The organism is Nocardiopsis sp. NPDC007018, assembly GCF_040635075.1.
In the GTDB taxonomy this organism is placed as follows: domain Bacteria; phylum Actinomycetota; class Actinomycetes; order Streptosporangiales; family Streptosporangiaceae; genus Nocardiopsis.
Map to the genome: position 1 here is coordinate 12,747 of NZ_JBEYHA010000040.1, position 19,105 is coordinate 31,851.

The 19,105-nt window shown below is 70.9% G+C and carries 17 protein-coding genes; 9 read left to right on the top strand and 8 right to left on the bottom strand.

The features are described from left to right. Window positions 1–64: 64 nt before the first annotated feature. On the bottom strand, window positions 65–847 hold the full coding sequence (locus ABZ635_RS19845) for a MerR family transcriptional regulator (protein WP_357767141.1): 783 nt from the start codon (window positions 845–847) through the stop codon (window positions 65–67). Between the two features lie 174 nt (window positions 848–1,021). Between ABZ635_RS19845 and ABZ635_RS19850 the strand changes: the two genes are divergently transcribed. The 6 genes from ABZ635_RS19850 to ABZ635_RS19875 all read left to right on the top strand — a co-directional run bounded on the left by ABZ635_RS19850 (window position 1,022) and on the right by ABZ635_RS19875 (window position 7,309). Next, window positions 1,022–1,936 (top strand): diiron oxygenase, encoded by a 915-nt coding sequence (locus ABZ635_RS19850; protein ID WP_357767144.1) that lies wholly within the window; start codon window positions 1,022–1,024, stop codon window positions 1,934–1,936. 490 nt (window positions 1,937–2,426) lie between these two features. After that, window positions 2,427–3,281 (top strand): SDR family NAD(P)-dependent oxidoreductase, encoded by an 855-nt coding sequence (locus ABZ635_RS19855; RefSeq protein WP_357767147.1) that lies wholly within the window; start codon window positions 2,427–2,429, stop codon window positions 3,279–3,281. Window positions 3,282–3,292: 11 nt separating this feature from the next. Next, window positions 3,293–4,207, top strand: a complete 915-nt coding sequence (locus tag ABZ635_RS19860) for a diiron oxygenase (RefSeq protein WP_357767150.1) — start codon at window positions 3,293–3,295, stop codon at window positions 4,205–4,207. 239 nt (window positions 4,208–4,446) lie between these two features. Then, the gene (locus ABZ635_RS19865) at window positions 4,447–5,976 is read left to right on the top strand and encodes an NAD(P)/FAD-dependent oxidoreductase (protein WP_357767153.1); all 1,530 of its coding nucleotides are present in this window, start codon (window positions 4,447–4,449) and stop codon (window positions 5,974–5,976) included. Then, on the top strand, window positions 5,973–6,326 hold the full coding sequence (locus tag ABZ635_RS19870) for a DUF4873 domain-containing protein (protein ID WP_357767156.1): 354 nt from the start codon (window positions 5,973–5,975) through the stop codon (window positions 6,324–6,326). Before ABZ635_RS19865 ends, ABZ635_RS19870 begins: the two co-directional genes overlap by 4 nt. A gap of 92 nt (window positions 6,327–6,418) precedes the next feature. Beyond that, window positions 6,419–7,309, top strand: coding sequence for an alpha/beta hydrolase (locus ABZ635_RS19875; protein WP_357767158.1), 891 nt, complete (start codon window positions 6,419–6,421; stop codon window positions 7,307–7,309). Window positions 7,310–7,466: 157 nt separating this feature from the next. On the opposite strand, the gene ABZ635_RS19880 is transcribed toward ABZ635_RS19875, so the two are convergent. Both ABZ635_RS19880 and ABZ635_RS19885 read right to left on the bottom strand, forming a co-directional pair. Continuing rightward, entirely contained in the window at window positions 7,467–8,828 is a 1,362-nt protein-coding gene (locus tag ABZ635_RS19880; protein ID WP_357767161.1) for a four-carbon acid sugar kinase family protein, read from the bottom strand. A gap of 167 nt (window positions 8,829–8,995) precedes the next feature. After that, window positions 8,996–10,102 carry a Gfo/Idh/MocA family oxidoreductase gene (locus ABZ635_RS19885; RefSeq protein WP_357767164.1) on the bottom strand — a complete coding sequence of 369 codons (1,107 nt, stop codon included), beginning with the start codon at window positions 10,100–10,102 and terminating at the stop codon, window positions 8,996–8,998. 233 nt (window positions 10,103–10,335) lie between these two features. Between ABZ635_RS19885 and ABZ635_RS19890 the strand changes: the two genes are divergently transcribed. From ABZ635_RS19890 to ABZ635_RS19900, 3 genes are all read left to right on the top strand, one after another. Then, window positions 10,336–11,670, top strand: coding sequence for an ABC transporter substrate-binding protein (locus ABZ635_RS19890; protein WP_357767167.1), 1,335 nt, complete (start codon window positions 10,336–10,338; stop codon window positions 11,668–11,670). A 179-nt stretch (window positions 11,671–11,849) separates the two neighbouring features. Further along, the gene (locus ABZ635_RS19895) at window positions 11,850–12,827 is read left to right on the top strand and encodes a sugar ABC transporter permease (RefSeq protein WP_357767170.1); all 978 of its coding nucleotides are present in this window, start codon (window positions 11,850–11,852) and stop codon (window positions 12,825–12,827) included. Then, window positions 12,824–13,756, top strand: a complete 933-nt coding sequence (locus ABZ635_RS19900; RefSeq protein WP_357767173.1) for a carbohydrate ABC transporter permease — start codon at window positions 12,824–12,826, stop codon at window positions 13,754–13,756. Before ABZ635_RS19895 ends, ABZ635_RS19900 begins: the two co-directional genes overlap by 4 nt. Before the next feature lie 4 nt (window positions 13,757–13,760). Here the strand turns inward: ABZ635_RS19900 and ABZ635_RS19905 are convergent, their stop codons facing one another. From ABZ635_RS19905 to ABZ635_RS19925, 5 genes are all read right to left on the bottom strand, one after another. Next, window positions 13,761–14,678, bottom strand: coding sequence for a fructosamine kinase family protein (locus ABZ635_RS19905; protein WP_357767228.1), 918 nt, complete (start codon window positions 14,676–14,678; stop codon window positions 13,761–13,763). A 31-nt stretch (window positions 14,679–14,709) separates the two neighbouring features. Then, window positions 14,710–15,237 (bottom strand): low molecular weight protein-tyrosine-phosphatase, encoded by a 528-nt coding sequence (locus ABZ635_RS19910; protein WP_357767176.1) that lies wholly within the window; start codon window positions 15,235–15,237, stop codon window positions 14,710–14,712. Between the two features lie 80 nt (window positions 15,238–15,317). Next, window positions 15,318–15,752: a response regulator gene (locus tag ABZ635_RS19915; protein ID WP_026129711.1), complete on the bottom strand. Its 435-nt coding sequence runs from the start codon at window positions 15,750–15,752 to the stop codon at window positions 15,318–15,320. A 24-nt stretch (window positions 15,753–15,776) separates the two neighbouring features. Next, a complete protein-coding gene (locus ABZ635_RS19920) occupies window positions 15,777–17,741 on the bottom strand; it encodes an ATP-binding protein (protein WP_357767180.1) in 1,965 nt (654 codons plus the stop codon). Next, the gene (locus ABZ635_RS19925; protein WP_357767183.1) at window positions 17,738–18,997 is read right to left on the bottom strand and encodes a SpoIIE family protein phosphatase; all 1,260 of its coding nucleotides are present in this window, start codon (window positions 18,995–18,997) and stop codon (window positions 17,738–17,740) included. Before ABZ635_RS19925 ends, ABZ635_RS19920 begins: the two co-directional genes overlap by 4 nt. Window positions 18,998–19,105 lie beyond the last annotated feature (108 nt).

The following is a 19,105-nucleotide window of genomic DNA, read 5'->3' on the forward strand; positions in this document are numbered from 1 at the left end:
CTGGGGGCGGGGGGCGGTGTTCGGGCCGGAGAGCGGGTCCGGCGGTCGGTTCACCCGGTGCGGATCAGGGACCGTGGGGGCCGTCCGTGTCCTGCGTCGTCTGGTCCTCGTTCCTGAGGTGCTCCATGGCGTGGGCGAAGTGGTCGCCCATGACGTTGGTGAGGTGGTGGGCCATCTCCTGTGCCAGGACCGCGTCCACCGCCTGCTGCGCGAGGGGGCGCACCCGGCGGATGAGTTCGGCGATCTGGGCGACGTCCTCGCTCTGGATCACGGTGCCGGGGGCGTGCTCGGCGATGATGTGGTCGGAGACCTGGCGGACCATGTGCTCGGAGACGTCACCGATCCGGTCCCGCAGGTTCTCCGCGATGTCCAGCACCGCTCCCACGCTCATTCCCAGCTTGACCAGCTCGACTCCCGCGTGCAGGAGGCGCGGGCTCGGGACGCGGAAGCGCAGACCGTCGCGCTCCAGCACGCCGAGGTCGAGGGCTCGCTTTATGGTCTTGGGGGTCACCCCCTTGCCGAAGAGGTCCTTCAGGTCGGCCATACCGAGGTAGTCGGCGATCTCGTCGCTCCAGGCGTCACCGACCGCGGACTCGAAGCCGAGGATCTCGGACAGGTCGCCGCCGCGCTCCCACACCTGGAACATCTCGCCGATGTTGGCGAAGGTGTAGCCGCGACGCAGGAGCTGGCCGATCAGCCGCAGACGTGCCAGATGCGCCTCGGAGTAGATGCCCACCCGACCCTGGCGCCGGGGCGGGGCGAGGAGACCTCGGTCCTGGTACACCCGCACGTTGCGCACCGTCGTGTCGGCGAGCCGGGCGAGTTCGTCAATACGGTATTCGGCCATGCAACCCAGCCTAGAGACCCCGGAGCGCCGTACTCATCAGTAAATCCGCTCCCGGGCGCCGTTGAACGTTGACAACAGAGATTGTAACGTTCTAGGTGATCGGAGTGAACGGGGTCACACCACTCGAACCGCCCGTTCGGCGCGCCTCCGGCACGGAACCCCCTGGAGGTACCCATGTCCGTGGGAAACGCGCCGACACCCAAGCTCACCGACCGCGAGGACATCGCCAAGCGCCTCCTGCGCGGCTCGGCCAAGGCCTCCTTCGACCCCCTGGTCGAGATCGACTGGGAGGCCCCGCTCGAGGACCTGTGGGGGATGCGCCCCGAACGGGTCTCCCTCTACGGCACCCACCTGTGGGACCAACTCGGCGAGGCGGAGCGCCGGGAGCTGTCCCGGTTGGAGATGGCCAGCACCATGGCCACCGGGATCTGGTTCGAGACCATCCTCATGCAGATGCTCGTCCGGCACGCCTACCACAACGACCCCACCAGCCTCCACGTCCAGTACGCCTACACCGAGATCGCCGACGAGTGCCGCCACACCGTCATGTTCGCGAAGGCCATCGAGAAGCTGGGCTCCACCGCCTACCGGCTGGACCCGGTCGCGCACGTGTTGGGCAACGTCTTCAAGGCGCTCGCCCACGGGCCGCTGATCTTCGCGGGCGCCCTCTTCGTCGAGGAGATCCTCGACCAGCTCCAGCGGGAGATGATCGACGACGAGAGCATCGAGCCGGTCGTGCGCTCCACCTCCCGCATCCACGTGATCGAGGAGGCGCGGCACATCCGCTACGCCCGCGAGGAGTTCCACCGCGACTGGCGGCGTCGCAGACCCGTGGACCGGGCGTACTCACGGCTCGTACTGGGCCTGGTCGCCTACTACGCGACGACGCGGCTGATCCACACGAAGGTCTACGAACGGATCGGCCTGGACCCCCGGGAGGCCCGGCGGACAGCCCTGCGCAACACGCGCTTCGTCGACAGCAAGACCGAGCTGTCCCGCAAGGTCGTCCGAACGCTCGACACCGCAGGGGCGATCTCCGGTCTGGGCCGGTACTTCTGGAAGAAGGCCGGGCTGCTCGGCCGCGGCTAGGGCCTGTTGTGTGGATCATTCCGCCCGCCCGTCGCCCTCCACCACCCTCAAGGGACGCCTGGCGGCGCGGTGTTCTCACGGTGCCAGGCTGCCTCTCGCTGCGCCGATGAAGCTCGGACAGCCAAACCCGGGCGGGCCCCCGCTGTGTGACACCGCGGAGCTTGCGGAGCAGAGCACAGTAGGGGCAGCGTCGCTCATCGTCTTGCGAGAGATGGCCTGGCGGCCGCTCGCGGTGCTGGCGGCTCCGCCGCCAGAAGGCGAAAGCACCCACAAAACACGCCCTAGATCTAGACCACGAAGGGGGCGCGAACCGCCTCCGACCGGGGGCCGCGCACGGGCGCGCGGCCCCTCCGCACGCCGACGGACCCCGCACACCCCCGTCACCACCGGGAGTCCCCGACTTTACTGGCGAGTAAATTTCCGTGGTCTACCCATTGCATTGTGACAATGCTCGTTGTAACGTTCCGGCAATGACTGTGGAGGAGATCACATGACGACCCCCCTGCCGCGCCACCTGGGCCGCCTGCCCGGCCAGAACGCCATCGTCACCGGCGCCTCCGGCGCGTTCGGCAGCGCCACCGTGGCCGTCCTGCGCCACCTCGGCGTCAACGTCGTCGGGATCGACCGCAAGCCCGCCCCCGGCGTCATCGCCTGCGACATCACCGACGACGAGCAGGTACGGACCGCGATCGCCGAAGCCGTCGACCAGCTCGGCGGGAGCCTGGACCTGCTCATCCACTACGCCGGGGTCGGGCCCTCCGTGGACATCGGCCACCTGCCCGACTCCCACGCCCACCAGGCGCTGGAGGTCAACCTCCTCGGCACCTGGCGCGTCACCGCCGCCGCGATGCCCGCCCTGCTCCGGAACCGCGGCCGCGTGATCGTCACCGCCTCGCTCCTGGCCAACCTCCAGCTCCCGCTCGCCGGGGCCTACACGGTCTCCAAGCGCGCGGTGACCGCCTACGCCGACTGCCTACGCGCCGAGTACGGCACGCACGTCGGCGTCACCACGGTCTACCCCGGCTACGTGGACACCCCCATCCACGAGAGCTCCCGCGCCACCGGCGCCTCCCTCGACGGACTCGTCCCCGCCGAGGCCGAGCGCGACACCGTCATGACCGTGGTCCGCGCCGCGGGCGCCCGACGCGCCCCCCGCGACGTCGCCTGCACCGCCTTCGGGACCGCCGCGCTGCACCTGACCAAACACTTCCCCGGAACCACCGAACAGATCGTGTCGCTCCAGCTCGGCCTCCTCCTCGCCGACGGCGCCTTCGCCGACGCGGAGATCGCCCGGGGGCTGCACGCGCGCCACGGTTCCCCCCACGCCCAGACCAGCGCCTCCTGAGGAGGAACGAGATGACCGCCGAAGTCGTCGCCAAGCCGAAGACCACCGACCGCGAGGACATCGCCAAGCGCCTCCTGCGCGGCTCCGCCAAGGCCTCCTTCGACCCCCTGGTCGAGATCGACTGGGACGCGCCCGTCGACCCCGACATGTGGGCGATCCGCCCGGAGCGCATCTCCCTCTACGGCACCCACCTGTGGAACCAGCTCAGTGACGGGAAGCGCAAGGAGCTCTCGCGCCTGGAGGTCGCCAGCGTCGCCACCATCGGCATCTGGTTCGAGACCATCCTCATGCAGATGCTCGTCCGGCACGCCTACCACAACGACCCCACCAGCCTCCACGTCCAGTACGCCTACACCGAGATCGCCGACGAGTGCCGCCACACCGTCATGTTCGCGAAGATGGTGCAAAAGCTCGGTTGGGAGGCGCACCGGCTCGACCCGGTCACCTTCCACCTCGGCCGGGTGTTCAAGGCCATCGCGCACGGGCCGCTGATCTTCGCGGGCGCCCTCTTCGTCGAGGAGGTCCTGGACCAGCTCCAGCGCGAGGCCGTCCCGGACGAACAGATCCTGCCGCTGGTGCGCTCCGTGGCCCGCATCCACGTGACCGAAGAGGCGCGCCACATGCGCTACGCCCGCGAGGAGTTCCAGCGCGACTGGCCCGAGCGCGGCGCCCTCAACAAGGCCTACAGCCGGATCGTCCTGGGCCTGGTCACCTACTACTCCGCGACCCGACTCATCAACCCGAAGGTCTACGCGCAGGTCGGGCTGGACCCCAAGGAGGCCTACCGGGTCGCCAGGGCCAACCCGCACTGGGTGGAGACCAAGACCTGGGCGGCCCGCAAGGTGGTCGGCACCCTGGACACCGCGGGTGCGATCACCGGCCTGGGACGGTACTTCTGGAAGAAGGCCGGGCTGCTCGGCCGCTAGCCCCCTCCCTCCCCCCGAGAGGACCCCCTCTCCCCGAGACACCGCCGCCGGAGGCGTAACGCGCCACGTCCTCCGGCGGCGGCCCAGACGTCGGGGACCGAGAGCGAACGCGCCACACGCTCGGGCCCCGACACCCTCCCCCCGGGGGACGTCACGCGCCACGTTCCCCGGGGGCCGTACTCACCGGTCGGTACACCGGCGTCCACGGCCGCACCGGGCCGCACGAAGGGAACAGCATCGTGACCGAAGCAGTGCCGCACCACCGGGTCGCCATCATCGGTTCCGGGTTCGCCGGGATCGGCATGGCCGTGCGCCTCACCCAGGCGGGGCTACGGGACTTCGTGATCCTCGAACGGGCCGACGGCATCGGTGGGACCTGGCGCGACAACGCGTACCCGGGCGCCGCCTGTGACGTCCCCTCCCACCTGTACTCCTTCTCCTTCGCGCTCAACCCCGGCTGGAGCCGGACCTTCTCCCCGCAACCGGAGATCTGGGACTACATGAAGCGGGTCGCCGGGGAGCACGGCGTCGACCGGCACGTGCGCCACAACAGCGACGTGCTGGCGGCGCACTGGGAACCCGAGGCCAACCGCTGGCGGATCGAGACCACCAGCGGCACCGTCACCGCTCAGTTCCTGGTGAGCGGCGCCGGTCCGCTCGCCGACCCCACCTACCCCGACATCAAGGGCCTCGACTCCTTCGAGGGCAGGCTCTTCCACTCCGCCGAGTGGGACCACGACCACGACCTGAGCGGCCGGAAGGTGGCGGTGATCGGCACCGGGGCGTCCGCCATCCAGTTCGTGCCGAAGATCCAGCCGCTGGTGGGAAGGCTGTCGTTGTTCCAGCGCACGGCCCCGTGGGTGATGTTCCGGCACGACCGCGACATCACCAAGGCGGAGAGCTGGCTCTACCGCAACGTGCCCGGTGCCCAACAGATCGCCCGCAAGAGCATCTACTGGGGACGCGAGACCTACATCCTCGGGTTCGCCAAGAACCCCCGGCTGCTCGGGGTGGTGGAGCGGCTCGGCCGGGCCAACATCAACCGCAGCGTGAAGGACCCCGAGCTACGGCGCAAGCTCACACCGACGTTCCGGGCCGGGTGCAAGCGCATCCTGATGTCCAACGACTACTATCCCGCCCTGGCCCGGCCGAACGTGGACGTGGTCACCGACGGCATCGTCGAGGTCCGGGCGAACTCGGTGGTCACCCGGGACGCCTCCGGCCGGGAGACCGAGCACGAGGTGGACACCATCATCCTCGGCACCGGGTTCCAGGTCACCGACCCGCCCATCGCCCACCGCGTGTACGACGCCCGGGGGCACTCTCTCGCCGAGCACTGGGGGACGGACGTCCAGGCCTTCCGGGGCACCACCGTCAACGGCTTCCCCAACGCGTTCGTGCTGGCCGGGCCCAACACCGGGCTGGGGCACACCTCGCAGGTGTTCATGATCGAGGCACAGATCCGGTACACCATGCAGGCGCTCGGGTTCGCTTGCAGGAACCGGATCGACCGGCTGGAGCCCCGTGCGGAGGCCCAGCGCGCCTACAACGAGATGGTGGACAGGTCCATGCGCGGAACCGTGTGGGTCACCGGCGGCTGCGACAGCTGGTACCTCAACGAGCAGGGCCGCAACACCACCCTGTGGCCCACCTTCACCTGGAACTACGCGCTGCGCACCCGCTGGTTCGACCCGCACAACTACGACCTGCGCCGCGCCCCCTCCACCGGCCGGTCCGGTGCCCGGGTCCCGGAAGGAGCGTCCGCGTGAGCGGGTTCGACGACGAGGAAGAGGAGTACCAGGGCACGGTCACCGTCCTGCTGCTCCAGGAGTCCGCCGACGGCGGCGACGCCAAGCCGGCCGAGAGCTTCCAGGTCAGGGCGCACTTCGCCGGGCACTTCTCCCCGCTCACCGGCGACTACCGCTGGAAGGGGCGGCTGGCCCCGGAGCCGGGGCTGACCCGGGCCTACGAGCAAGGGGCGCGTACGGTCGTCGTGCGCACCCCCGACGGGCACGAGGGGGTCGGCAGGCTCGACACCCCCAACCTGTGGGGCGGGCACCCCGTCCACGGGTCGGGCACGCCGCCCTTCGCCGTGCCCAGCATCGATCTCGACGACTGACCCCCGAGGCCACTGGCCTCCCCCAGATCGCCCCTCCGGGCCACGCGCCGTCCCGGAGGGGCACCCACCACCCGAGCGAGAGGCAGACCCCGATGGCGACACGACACGTGGGACACGCGCAGGAGCTCCGCGTCCGCTCGGCGGACGGCACCCTGCTGCACGTCGAGGTGCGCGGCCCCTCGGACGGACCGACCGTGGTGTTCTCCCACTGCTGGTCGACGTCCCTGGCCTCCTGGGGTCCCGTGGTACGGGACCTCGACCCGGGCCTGCGGGTGGTCCTGTACGACCAGCGCGGCCACGGTCGGAGCCAGACCCCCCTCACCCGGGCGGGGTACGGCACGGAGAAGCTCGCCGACGACCTGTGCGCCGTCCTGGAGGCCACCGTTCCCGCCGGGAGCAGGGCGCTGGTGGCCGGACACAGCATGGGCGGGATGACCATCATGGCGTCCGGCCCGCGCGCCACCTTCAAGGAGCGGGTGGGGGCGGTGCTGCTCACCAACACCGGGTGCGCCGAGCTACCAGACCGGTCCACCGCCATCCCCCTGCCCGGGCCGCTGGGCAAGCTGGGCGCCAGGGTCTTCCTGACCGCGCCGCTCCCCCTGGGTCCGGCCAACGCCGGGAGCGCCAGCGTGCTGCGGTACCTCGTCATGGGGAAGGGCACCAGTCCGGCGGCCAAGCGGCTGTGCGCCCGCCTGGTGCACGGGTGCGGCGGTGTCCCGCGCGGCGAGTGGGGCCGGGTGATGACCAGGCTGGACCTGGCCGACTCCGCGCGCGAGATCGCGGTGCCCACCGTCGTGGTGGGCGGGGACGAGGACAAGCTGACCCCCCAGTGGCACGCGCACCACATCAGCGGCCTGGTCCAGGACTGCGAGGAGGTCCGGGTGGTCCCGGGCCTGGGCCACATGGGTCCGCTGGAGGTCCCCGGAGTGCTCGCGGAGCTGGTGGGGAAGCTGGTCGTTAACCACGTCACCCCGAAGAGCTGACGGCTGGAGAGTCTGACCGCAGGCGCCCTCCCCTGACGCGGGGAGACCCGGCGGCCGGAGCGGGCGCCGGGCCGCGGGATCATCTCGGCGTGCGCGGGGAGCCCGCGTCCGCATGTCGTCGGGGGACGGACACGATCAACGCAGAGGAACAGACGCCTCAGCCGTGTTCCCTTCCGGGGACGGGGATCACGTGTTCCGACACCTCCGAGTGCACCTGGTGCAGCCTGGCCTGCACGGACCGGCGCAGCTTCGCCAGACACTCCACCAGTGTGATGTCGTCCCCCACCAGCCCGCCCTTGGCCACCACCGGGGTCCCGTCGAGCGGGCCCCCGCTGAGGTGGCCGTGCACGGCCAGCGGAACGATCTCCCCGCCCACGTCGAAGGCGTGCACGTCGAGTTCGTCCAGCAGGCTCGCGGTGAGGTCCCCTCCGGTCAGGTACAGGCCGCTGGGCAGCGCCTGCGCTCCCACCGTGTCGGCGAGTTCGTTGACGACGTCGGCCACCAGCCCGGCGACCCTCCCCGGCAGTTCCGCCCTGGCCCCTGCGGGCAGCTCGCGGACCCGCGCGGCCGGGGTCACCACCCGCAGCACACAGATCTCGGGAAATCCCGAGGACGACAGGTGGTCGGTGAGCTCCCGCGCCACCTGGTCGGGGTGGTCACTGGCCGGATCGCTGAGGGCGACCGCGTCCAGGTCCACGAATCGGACCGCGCCGGTGCGGGCCACGGTGGCGAGCTGTCTGCGGGTGAGGTCGGTGGTGCTCCCCGCCACGGCGAGCAGCGGCCCCCGGGAACCGGCCTGTCCGCGCAGTCTCAGTGCGTAGGCGAGCAGGGCGCCGGTCGGTCCCGGGTCGACGGTCACCCACACGATCCCCTCGGCGTGGTGGGCGGCGGCCGCGGCCTCGGCGATGTCGGTGAGGTGCTGTTCGGTGCTGGCGTCGCAGAGCACCACGGGCTCGTCGCCGGCCAGCAGCTCGGCGGTGAGCATCTCCTGGGTGATCCGGCGCAGCGGGACGTGCCGCACGGCGAGGTCGCTCTGGGCGGCGAGGATGTCCGAGACCACACTGGTGGTGACCGGGCTCAGGGGGTCGAGCGCGAGTTCGGTACGCTCCAGCGGCACACCGTCGAGCAGCTGCACGCCGTCCTCGGTGATCCGCCCGGAACCGGGGAAGGCCGGGGCGAACAGCACCCGGACGCGGGTCCCGGCGGGGAGCCTCTCCCGAACGGCGTCGTAGGCGGCCTCGATCTCCGCGCCGACGTTGCCCCTCAGCGTGGTGTCGGTGCGCTTGACCACCAGCCCCACCGGCCACACCGCCTCGACGACGTCGGTGACCAGGTCGGCGGCCTGTTCGGCGGGCACGTGTCTGCTGTCGAGGTTGGCGACCACCACGTCGTACTCCCCCGCGACCCGGCTGACGTGCTCGGGGGTCACCGTGGCCACGCGCATCCCGGTGCGGGCGAACCGTGCGCCGGTGGCGTTGGCTCCGGTGAGGTCATCGGCGACCACGAGGACCTGGGCCACGGCGCTGCTCCTGACGTGTGGGAAGTATCTGTCTCCAACATAGGGCCATGGGGAGGGGCCGGGTGCGTCGTCCACAGGGTCGGCCGGGTGGAGCGCCCCCTGGTGCGGACGCGGCTCCGGCGGCGCGGTGCCCCGGCCCGCCGTGGCGGGCCGCAGGTACCGACCGGTCAGCTCTCCGGCAGACGCACCACCGAGGCGGTTCGGGCGGAGCGGCGGGCCGCCTCGATCACCTCCAGGCCGTGGATCACCTCGTGCGGGTCCACCGGCAGCGGTTCGCCTTCGCCCACCGCGTCACGGACACCCGCGTAGAACTCCGGGTAGGCGCCGCGCGCGCTGGGCACCGGTGTGGAGCGGCCGCCCTCGCCGAGCATCCCCCACCGCCCCTCCGGGACCACGCCCCAGTCGGCGGCGTCGGGGCGCTCCCCCGCGGTCAACCGCGCCTCCTGGCCGTCCAGGCCGAAGCTGGTGAAGGCGGCCTGGTCCCCGAGTACGCGGAACCGGGGACCGTTGCGCGCGCTGAGCGCGCTCATCCACAGGTGGGAGCGCGTGCCCCGGACATGCCTAAGGGCCAGGAAGACGTCGTCGTCGGCGCGCACGCCGGGGCGCAGGGCCCCGATCTCCGCGTAGACGGTGGCGACCGGGCCGAACAGGTTCACGGCCTGGTCGATCAGGTGCGGGCCCAGGTCGTACAGGAGGCCGGCTCCGGCGTCCGCGTCTCCCGTCTCGCGCCAGGTCCCCTTGGGAACGGGGCGCCAGCGCTCGAACCGCGACTCGAAGCGGTGCACACGCCCCAGGCTTCCCTCTTCGATCAGCTGCCACAGGGTGAGGAAGTCGGCGTCCCACCTGCGGTTCTGGTAGACGGTGAGCACGTGGCCGAGCTCATCGGCCAGGTCGGTGAGTTCCCGGGCCTGGCGCGCGGTGAGCGCGAAGGGCTTGTCCACCACGACGGCCATCCCCGCTTCGAGGGCGGCCCGGGCCAGCGGGGCGTGGGTGTCGTTGGGTGTGCTCACGACGGCGATCTCGTAGTGCCCGGCGTTCGCCCACAGGTCGGCGGCGGTGGGGTGGACGGTGATCCCGGGGTAGCGCTCCCTGGCGGCCCGGGCGCGTTCGGGCGAGCCGGTGACCACCGCGGACAGGCGCAACCCGGGTACCGCGTCGATGAGCGGAGCGTGGAAGACCTCGCCGCCCTTGCCGTAGCCGAGCAGGGCCACGTGCAGCTCGGGTCCGTCGTGTCCGGAGGAGCCCTGACCAGGGCTGGTGGGTGCGTCGGCCATGTCCCCAATGTACGGCTCCGTCGGCCCCACCGGGCGTGGGGCACACGCCGGGCCCGTTCCCGTGGCCACGAAGTCCCAGCACACACGATCGGATCGCAAGATTTCGGATCGTTACGCAAGAATTTGCGCGAGGTCTGGACTTTCCCGCCGGAGGGGACTTACATCGAGAGACGCATGACCTGAATCACACCCCGACCCCTGCGGGTGTGCGTGCCGAAGGAGTGAGACCCCCCATGCCCGGTTCGGTGACTCGACGCGCGCTGGCCGCGGGAGGCGTGGTCCTCCTCGCCTCCGGCTGCTCCTACCTGAGCGGGGGCGACGGCGGCACCGCCGACACCTCCGGCATCGACTGCGCCCCCTACGAACAATGGGAGGGCACCGGCGGCACCGTCTCGGTCTACGCCTCCATCCGGGACGAGGAGGGCGACCGCCTGGAACAGTCCTGGGCCGACTTCGCCGCCTGCACCGGCATCACGGTCCAGTACGAGGGCAGCGGCGAGTTCGAGGCCCAGCTCCCGGTGCGGCTCGACGGCGGCAACGCGCCCGACCTCGCCTTCATCCCCCAGCCGGGCCTCCTGGAGCGCGCCGCCGGGGACGGCTACGCGGTTCCGGTGTCGGACGGCGTACGCGAGAACGTCGAGTCCGGGTGGAGCGAGGACTGGCGGGGCTACGCGACCGTCGACGGCGAACTGTACGGTTCCCCGCTCGGCGCCAACATGAAGTCGATGGTCTGGTACTCACCCTCCTTCTTCGCGGAGAACGGCCACGAGGTCCCCGAGACCTGGGACGACATGATCGAGCTCAGCGACACCATCGCGGCAGACGGCACCCGGCCCTGGTGTGTGGGCTTCGAGTCCGGCGACGCCACGGGCTGGCCGGGTACCGACTGGATCGAGAACGCCCTCCTGCGCACCTCGGGCACCGACGTCTACCACGACTGGATCGCCCACGACATCCCGTTCGACGCCCCCGAGGTGGAGGAGGCCTTCGACCTGGCGGACGGGGTCATCCGCAACGAGGACTACGTCAACGGCACCTTCGGCGGCGTCGACAGCATCGCCGTCACCTCCTTCCAGGACGCCGGGATGCCCCTCCTCGACGGCGGCTGCGCCCTGTACCTGATGGGTTCCTTCTACGGAGCGCAGTTCGCGGACGACGTGGAGATCGGTGAGGACGGCGACGTCTACGGCTTCGTCCTGCCTCCGCTGGAGTCCGGGGCCGAGGTGCCCATCATGGGCGGCGGAGAGTTCGTCGTGGCCTTCGACGACCGTGACGAGGTCGTGGCGTTGCACGAGTACCTCTCCTCCGGCGCCTACGCCAACGAGCGCGCCTCCCTGGGGTCCTGGGTCTCCGCCCACCAGGATCTGGACCCCTCGGTCCTGGCAGACCCCACCGACCAGTTCACCGCGGAGGTCCTGAACGACCCGGACACCGTCTTCCACTTCGACGGCAGCGACGCCATGCCCTCCTCCGTGGGAACCAACGTGTTCTGGAGCGGCATGGTCGACTGGGTCACCGGGACCGACACCGCGACGGTGCTGGAGAGCGTCGAGTCGGCGTGGCCGTGACCGCACGGGACCCCGCCCTCCGCCCGGTTCCGTCGCCCCCTCTGAGGGCGCCGTGGCCGGGTGGGGGCCGGGGCGGGTCGACCGCCCCGGCCTGACGTCCCGCCCCGCCGACCGTGTGACGGCGGTCGGCGGGCGCACGACACCTTCCCCGCTCCTCCAGGTACCACCAGGGGTCTTCCATGGAGTTCTCCCTTCTGAACGAGCTGCCCAAGCTCGTGTGGGCGCTCATCGGGATCGCCGCCTTCCTCGGCGTCATCGGCCTGATGCTCGTCCTGCTCGACGCCCCCAGGAGCCGCCGGGACCGCTGGCAGGCGGCCTTCTTCCTCGGACCCGCGGTCCTACTGCTCCTGGGCGGCCTGGTCTATCCCGTCGTCCGCACCATCGTGCTGTCCTTCCACGACCGCTCCGGGGACGCGTTCGTCGGCCTGGCCAACTACCAGTGGATGTTCCAGCGACCGGAGATCCTCCAGGTCCTGGCCAACACCCTGCTGTGGGTGCTGTTCGCCCCGGCCCTGGCCACCGCCGTCGGGCTGCTCTACGCGGTGCTCATCGACCGGTCGCGGTTCGAGTCGCTGGCCAAGTCGATGGTCTTCATGCCGATGGCGATCTCGTTCGTCGGCGCCAGCATCATCTGGCGGTTCGTGTACGCCTACCGGCCCGCCGACCAGGAACAGTACGGGCTGCTCAACCAGATCGTCGTGTGGTTCGGGGGCGAGCCGAGGCTGTGGCTGCTCGAACAGCCGCTCAACACGTTCCTGCTGATCCTGGTCCTGATCTGGGTCCAGTCCGGGTTCGCCATGGTGGTGCTCTCGGCCGCCGTCAAGGCGATCCCGACCGAGACCGTGGAGGCGGCGCGCATCGACGGTGCGGGCGCGTGGCAGCTGTTCGCGCGGATCACCCTGCCGTCCGTGTGGCCCACGCTGGTGGTCGTGCTCATCACCATCTCCGTGCAGACCCTCAAGATCTTCGACATCGTCCGCACCATGACCGGCGGCAACTACGGCACGAGCGTGATCGCCAACGAGATGTACAGCCAGGCGTTCTCGCAGGGACAGATGGGCCAGGGGTCCGCGCTGGCCGTGGTCCTGTTCGTCCTGGTCGTCCCACTGGTCGTCCTCCAGATCCGGCGCAACCGCAAGGCCAGGGAGTTGGCATGAGCAAGACCGCATCCCGGAACCGCAGCGCCGCCGCCCGGGTGCGCGGGCGGCTCAGCGGCGGGGCGGCCAGCCTCGCCGCCCTGGTGATCGCCGTGCTGTGGACGCTGCCCACCGCCGGGCTGTTCGTCTCCTCGTTCCGGCCCGCCGACCAGATCCGAACCAGCGGTTGGTGGACGTTCCCCAGCTCCCCGGAGGTGACGCTGGACAACTACCGGGACGTGCTGTTCGGCAGCGCCAACGACGGCCGGCTGGCCAGCCACTTCGTGAACTCGTTCGTGATCACCCTGCCGTCGACGGTGTTCGTCCTGGGCCTGGCGGCGCTGGCGGCGTACGCGCTGGCCTGGATCGACTTCCGGGGCCGCGACTGGGTGTTCCTGGGCGTCTTCGCGCTTCAGATCGTGCCGATCCAGATGGCCCTGGTGCCGTTGCTGCGCTTCTTCTCCCAGGGGGTGTCGGTGGGCGGCGCGCAGGTGCTGCCCGCGTGGGAACTCACCGGGGCGATGGCCTTCACCAACGTGTGGGTGGTGCACACCGTATTCGGGCTACCGCTGGGCGTCTTCCTGATGCACAACTTCCTGTCCCAGCTACCGAGGTCGCTCTTCGAGGCGGCCCGGGTGGACGGCGCGGGGCACGGGACGATCTTCCGGAAGGTGGCGCTGCCGCTGATCGCGCCCGCCCTGGTCTCCCTGGGGATCTTCCAGTTCCTGTGGGTCTGGAACGACCTGCTGGTGGCGTTGATCTTCGCCGGGGGCGACGCCGCCACGGCGCCGCTCACCGTGCGCCTGGCCGAGTTGGCCGGGACCCGGGGCGAGGCCTGGCACCGGCTCACAGCGGGCGCGTTCGTCTCGATCGTCGTCCCGCTGCTGGTGTTCTTCCTCCTCCAGCGCTACTTCGTGCGCGGACTCCTGGCGGGCAGCGTCAAGGGGTGAGGGGTCAGGTGGCACGGTAGGCGGCCCGCGCGGCCTCCAGGGCGGTGGTGCGGTAGGCGGCGCCGAACAGGCACACGTGTACGAGCAGCGGGTGCAGCTGGTGCAGGGCCACCCGGCCGCGCCACCCCGAGGAGAGCGGGGCGACCTCGTTGTAGGCGTCGCGGACCCGGTCCAGGTGAGGCAGGCCGAACAGCGCCAGCGTGGCCAGGTCGGCCTCGCGGTGGCCGCCGTGCGCGGCCGGGTCGATCAGCACGGCGTCCCGGGCGCGCCAGAGCACGTTGCCGCTCCACAGGTCGCCGTGGATGCGGGCCGGGGGTTCGGGTTCGCCCGCCAGGTCCTCGACCGCGTCCACGACCCGTTCGATCGCGCGGGCGTCGGTGGGGGTGAGCGCGCCCAGGTCCAGGGCCCTGCGCAGGTAGGGGCGTAGGCGCTGTTCGGCGTAGAAGCGCGGCCAGTGGCGGGCGGGGGTGTTGTCCAGGGGGAGCGGCCCGATGAAGCCGGGCCAGTCCGCCCCGAAGACGTCGGCGCCGGTCAGATGGGTTCCGGCGAGTTGTCGGCCGAGCCGTTCGGCGGCGGCGGGTGTGGGGTCGTCCTGTTCGACGAGGGGCAGTACCAGCAGGCGTTCGTCCCAGCCCAGGGGGCGGATCACCGGGGAGCCGAAACACCGGCCGAGCCACTCCAGTCCGAGCGCTTCGGCCAGGAGCGCGCCGACGGGTTCGTGCCCGCGTGTCTGGGACTTGACGAACAGTCGGGTGCCGTCGGCCAGTTCGGCGTAGGAGAGGGTCCAGTCATGGCTGGTCCCGGCCTTGGCGGCGCGCCGGACGTCGGTGTCCAGCAGGGCCGCGACCCGGTCGGCGAGGGTGCCGGTCTGCGGGTCGCGGCCGGGGCGGCCCGCTCCGTCACCCGCGCCCCCGGGGCCCATGGACCGCACGATCGCCTCCCCGTCCACGCGCCTAGCCCCGCAGCCGGGTGGCGAGTTCGCTCGTCAGCCCCTTGGCCGCGGACTCGACCATGCTGAGGACGGCGGTGAACCCGTCGTCCCCGCCGTAGTAGGGGTCGGGGACCTCCGGGTTGGGGCCGACCCCGGGAGCGAAGGAGCGGAACAGTCGCAGGCGGGCGGGGTCGAACCCGAGTTCGGCGCCGTGTTCGGCCACGGCTCCGCTCAGCTCGTCGAGGTTGTCCAGGTCCATGGCCAGGACGAGGTCGCGGGTGCCCAGGTCCGCGGGGTCGAACTGGCGGGCGGTGTGGGTCGTGAGGTAGCCGTGCACGCGCAGGGTCGTGGCGGCGCGGGTGTCCATCCCGTCGCCGATGTGCCAGTGACCCGTGCCGGAGCTGTCGACCCGTACGAGGTCGTGCAGCCCGGCGCGTTCGAGGTCGGCGGAGAGCACCTTCTCGGCCATGGGCGATCGGCAGATGTTGCCCAGGCACACGACGCTGACGCGGTAGGGGCCAGAGGGGTCACGCGGTTCCGGCAGGCTCATGCCCTTACCGTAACGAAAAACCGCCACACCCACCCGGTTCGGCGCGGTGCGTGCCGGTTCCGTCCGTGTTCACCGCGGGTTCAGCCCTTGGGCAGTCGCACCACGGTGACGAAGAAGTCGTCGATCTGCCGGACGACCCGGATGAACTGCTCGAAGTCCACGGGCTTGGGCACGTAGGCGTTGGCGTGCAGCCGGTAGCTGCGGAGCACGTCCTCCTCGGCCTCCGAGGTGGTGAGCACCACGACGGGGATGTGCGCCAGGTCGTCGTCGTTCTTGACCTCCTCCAGGACCTCCCGGCCGTCCTTGCGCGGCAGGTTGAGGTCGAGAAGGATCAGGTGGGGGCGGGGGGCGTCGGCGAACTCGCCCTCACGGCGCAGGAAGCGGAGCGCCTCGACGCCGTCCGAGACCACGTGCAGCCGGTTGCCCAGCTTGTGTTCCTCGAATGCCTCCTTGGTCATCAGGACGTCACCGGGATCGTCCTCGACCAGCAGCACCTCAATGGGATGCACCAACATGACCTCGCTCAAGCTTCCAGACCCCTATACGGGTTCCGCCCCGTGACCGGGTGGAACCGTACCGCCAGCGCCGCCGGGCAGGGGGCGCGGTTCCCCCTCGGGTTCACTGCCCGCGGGGGACTCGTCCTCCGGACCGGAGTCACCGGACTCTCGTGTGGCCGTCGGCGCCTCGTCCGTGGGGGCGGGCTCGGCGACCTCGGTACCCTCGACACCACTATCGACGGCGTCGGCCGGTTCGGTTCCCTCCACGGCAACCGGCTCGTCCTTCTCCGCCTCGGTGTCTACGGGCAGGGTCCAGCATATGCGGGTTCCGGTCCGTCCGGAGTCCGTCCCCTCGGAGGTTTCGGCCTCTTCGGGGTTCTCCGGGCCGGTGTCGAGCCACATGCGACCGCCGTGGAACTCCACGATCTTCTTGCACATGGCCAGGCCAATGCCGGTTCCGGTGTACTTCTCCCTGGTGTGCAGCCGCTGGAAGATGACGAAGATGCGCTCGGCGTACTGCGGTTCGATACCGATGCCGTTGTCCGAACAGCAGAAGACCCACTCGTCGCCCTGCCGTTCCACGGTGACGCGCACCTCGGGCGCGTCCTCGCCCCGGAACTTGACGGCGTTGCCGACCAGGTTGAAGAAGACCTGGGTGAGCAGGGTGCGGTCGCCCTGGACCGTGGGCAGGGTGTCGCCGGAGATCTCGGCGCCCGCCTCCTCCAGCCGTGTCTCCAGACTGCTCAGGGCGTCGTCGAGCGCCACGTTGAGGTCGACCGGCGCGAAGTTCTTCGTGCGGCCGACCCGGGAGAAGGCGAGCAGGTCGTTGATCAGGGTCTGCATGCGCTTGGCTCCCTCGACCGCGAAGTCGATGTAGGAGTCGGCGCGTTCGTCCAGCTGCCCGTGGTACCGGCGCTGGAGCAGCTGGCAGAAGCTGGCCACCTTGCGCAGTGGCTCCTGGAGGTCGTGCGAGGCGACGTAGGCGAACTGCTCCAGTTCCAGGTTGGACCGGCGCAGCTCCTCGGTCTGGTGCTCCAGGAGGGTGGACTGTTCCTGGAGCTTGCGGCGCGCGGAGGCCACCTCGTCCAGGTCCTGCACGATGCGTTCGCGCATGGAGTCGACGTCGTGTCCGAGCTGGACGATCTCGGGCGGCCCCTGGAGGGAGATGCGGTGGGCGTAGTAGCCCTCGGAGACCTGGCGCATGTGCCCGGCCAGGTCCTCCAGGGGGCGCAGCACCCACTGCTGGAGCATCACCCACAGGAACACCGACAGGAACACCACGACCAGCCCGACCAGCACCAGCAGGGCCACGACCTGCTGCGTGGCCAGGGTCAGACCGCTCTGGGCCTCCTGGATCTCGCTGGCGAGGTAGTTGGTGGTGGCGTCGGCGGCGCGGTTGAGTTCCAAGAAGAGCACCCGACCGCGCTGGAGCTCCGCCTGGGTGGGGCTCTCGCCGCTGCGCACCTCCTCCAGGACGGGCTCGGCGAACTGCTCGCTCCAGACGTCGCCCGCCTTGATGAGCTCGTTGACCTTGGGCGCGATGTCGGGGTTCTCGTCGGCCAGGGTGGCCAGGGCGCTGCGGTGCTCGGCGAGCGACATGCGCTGCTCGACGAAGGGCTGGAGGAAGTCGCGGTCGCCGGTGAGGATGTAGCCGCGCAGGGCGTGGTCCTGGCTGAGGTAGGCCGAGCGGGTCTGCTCGACGGTGCTCAGACCGGGGGTGAGGGAGTCGACCTGGAGCACCAGGGAGTCCCTGGCCTGGAAGGCCGCGAGGGTGATCACCGACACGGCGACCACCAGCACGACGGCGACCACCGTCAGCAGGCTGGTGACCCTGCGCCGCAGGCTCCAGGAGTGCCTGCTGGAGTGGACGCGCCCGGCGGGGGCGGCGTCGACGAAGGGCGTCCCGCCGACGGAGGTCCGCGCCCCCTTACCCGGCCCCCCGTCCGGGGTGTCCTCGGTTCGGGGCTCGGTGTCCATGGCGTGGTCTTCCTCCCCGGTGGGGCTCACTCCGGCTCTCCGTGGTTGATGAGCAGCATCGCCACGTCGTCCTGGAGCGGCCCGCCGTTACTGCGTTCGGCCTCGTCCACCAGGTGTTCGGGCAGGTTGTACAGGGCCACGCCCTGGCTGAGGACCCCGTTCACCATCCGGCGCAGCCCCGCCACCTCCAGCCGGGCGGGAGGTCCGCCGTCGTAGGCGTCGACCAGGCCGTCGGTGTAGAAGAGCATGCTGGCGCCCTTGGGCAGGACCACCTCGGTCATCTCGTCCTGGTCGACCGGGAACACGCCCAGCGGCGGCTGCGGGGCGGCCTGGATCTCCTCGGCGACACCGTCCCTCACGATCATGGGCGGCGGGTGGCCGAGGACCCGCACGCGGGCGCGGTCACTGCCGGTGTCGAGGCTGATCATGCACAGCGTCGCGTACATCTCCTCCTGGGCGCGCTCGCTCACCAGGAGGTCCTCCAGGTTGGGCAGGACGCGCGCCTCGGCGACACCGCTCATGACCAGGGTGCGCCAGGCGATGCGCAGGCTGACGCCCAGGGCGGCCTCGTCGGGGCCGTGCCCGCTGACGTCGCCGATGATGACGTGGGTGGTGCCGTCCTTCTCGACCGCGTCGTAGAAGTCGCCGCCGACCAGGGCGCGCTTGCGGCCGGGCCGGTAGTAGGCGCGGTGGCTCAGGGGTGAGCGGGCGAGCAGGACCTGGGGCAGCAGGCCTCGTTCCAGTCGCATGTTCTCCCGGGCGCGCATACGGGCCTCGCGCAGCTGGCGGGCGTTCTCGTCCGCGCGGCGCCGCTCCAGCGAGTAGCGCAGGCTGCGGGCGAGCAGGGAGCCGTCGACCTGGCCCTTGACCAGGTAGTCCTGGGCGCCGGCGGCCACGGCGGCGATGCCCTCGTGTTCGTCGTCGAGGCCGGTGAAGACGACGACGGCGGCGGAGGGGGCGCCTTCGAGGACCTCGCGCAGGAGGCCGAGGCCATGGCCGTCGGGGAGGTTGAGGTCGAGCAGCACGCAGCCCCGGAAGCCGGTGAGGTGCTCCCGGGCGGCCTGGAGCGTGGAGACCCAGGTGATCCGGGTGGTGAGCGCGGTGTCCGCGAGGAGTTCCTCCGCGAGGAAGGCGTCTCCGGGATCGTCTTCGATCAGCAGGACGTCAACTGATTCGACGGTAGCCTCCACCCGGTCGTCCAGGACGGTGTCGTCACCCAGGGCGGCGCTGCCGTCTGTCGCAGCGCCGTGCGCGGCTCGGGCCGCCTCGTCACCGATCACTGTCACGTGATCGTGCCCTGTTCTCCTGGTATCCACTCATCGCCTCAAGGTTCACGGGGTCGCGGGGTCGGACGTCACGCCGTGTACCCGAGACGGACACCTCGGGTCCAACCG

Bases quoted from the DNA above. Each gene is read 5' to 3' on its own strand.
- ABZ635_RS19845 (WP_357767141.1), bottom strand. From the start codon at position 847: ATGGCCGAATACCGTATTGACGAACTCGCCCGGCTCGCCGACACGACG.
- ABZ635_RS19850 (WP_357767144.1), top strand. From the start codon at position 1,022: ATGTCCGTGGGAAACGCGCCGACACCCAAGCTCACCGACCGCGAGGAC.
- ABZ635_RS19855 (WP_357767147.1), top strand. From the start codon at position 2,427: ATGACGACCCCCCTGCCGCGCCACCTGGGCCGCCTGCCCGGCCAGAAC.
- ABZ635_RS19860 (WP_357767150.1), top strand. From the start codon at position 3,293: ATGACCGCCGAAGTCGTCGCCAAGCCGAAGACCACCGACCGCGAGGAC.
- ABZ635_RS19875 (WP_357767158.1), top strand. From the start codon at position 6,419: ATGGCGACACGACACGTGGGACACGCGCAGGAGCTCCGCGTCCGCTCG.
- ABZ635_RS19885 (WP_357767164.1), bottom strand. From the start codon at position 10,102: ATGGCCGACGCACCCACCAGCCCTGGTCAGGGCTCCTCCGGACACGAC.
- ABZ635_RS19890 (WP_357767167.1), top strand. From the start codon at position 10,336: ATGCCCGGTTCGGTGACTCGACGCGCGCTGGCCGCGGGAGGCGTGGTC.
- ABZ635_RS19895 (WP_357767170.1), top strand. From the start codon at position 11,850: ATGGAGTTCTCCCTTCTGAACGAGCTGCCCAAGCTCGTGTGGGCGCTC.
- ABZ635_RS19900 (WP_357767173.1), top strand. From the start codon at position 12,824: ATGAGCAAGACCGCATCCCGGAACCGCAGCGCCGCCGCCCGGGTGCGC.
- ABZ635_RS19905 (WP_357767228.1), bottom strand. From the start codon at position 14,678: ATGGGCCCCGGGGGCGCGGGTGACGGAGCGGGCCGCCCCGGCCGCGAC.
- ABZ635_RS19910 (WP_357767176.1), bottom strand. From the start codon at position 15,237: ATGAGCCTGCCGGAACCGCGTGACCCCTCTGGCCCCTACCGCGTCAGC.
- ABZ635_RS19915 (WP_026129711.1), bottom strand. From the start codon at position 15,752: ATGTTGGTGCATCCCATTGAGGTGCTGCTGGTCGAGGACGATCCCGGT.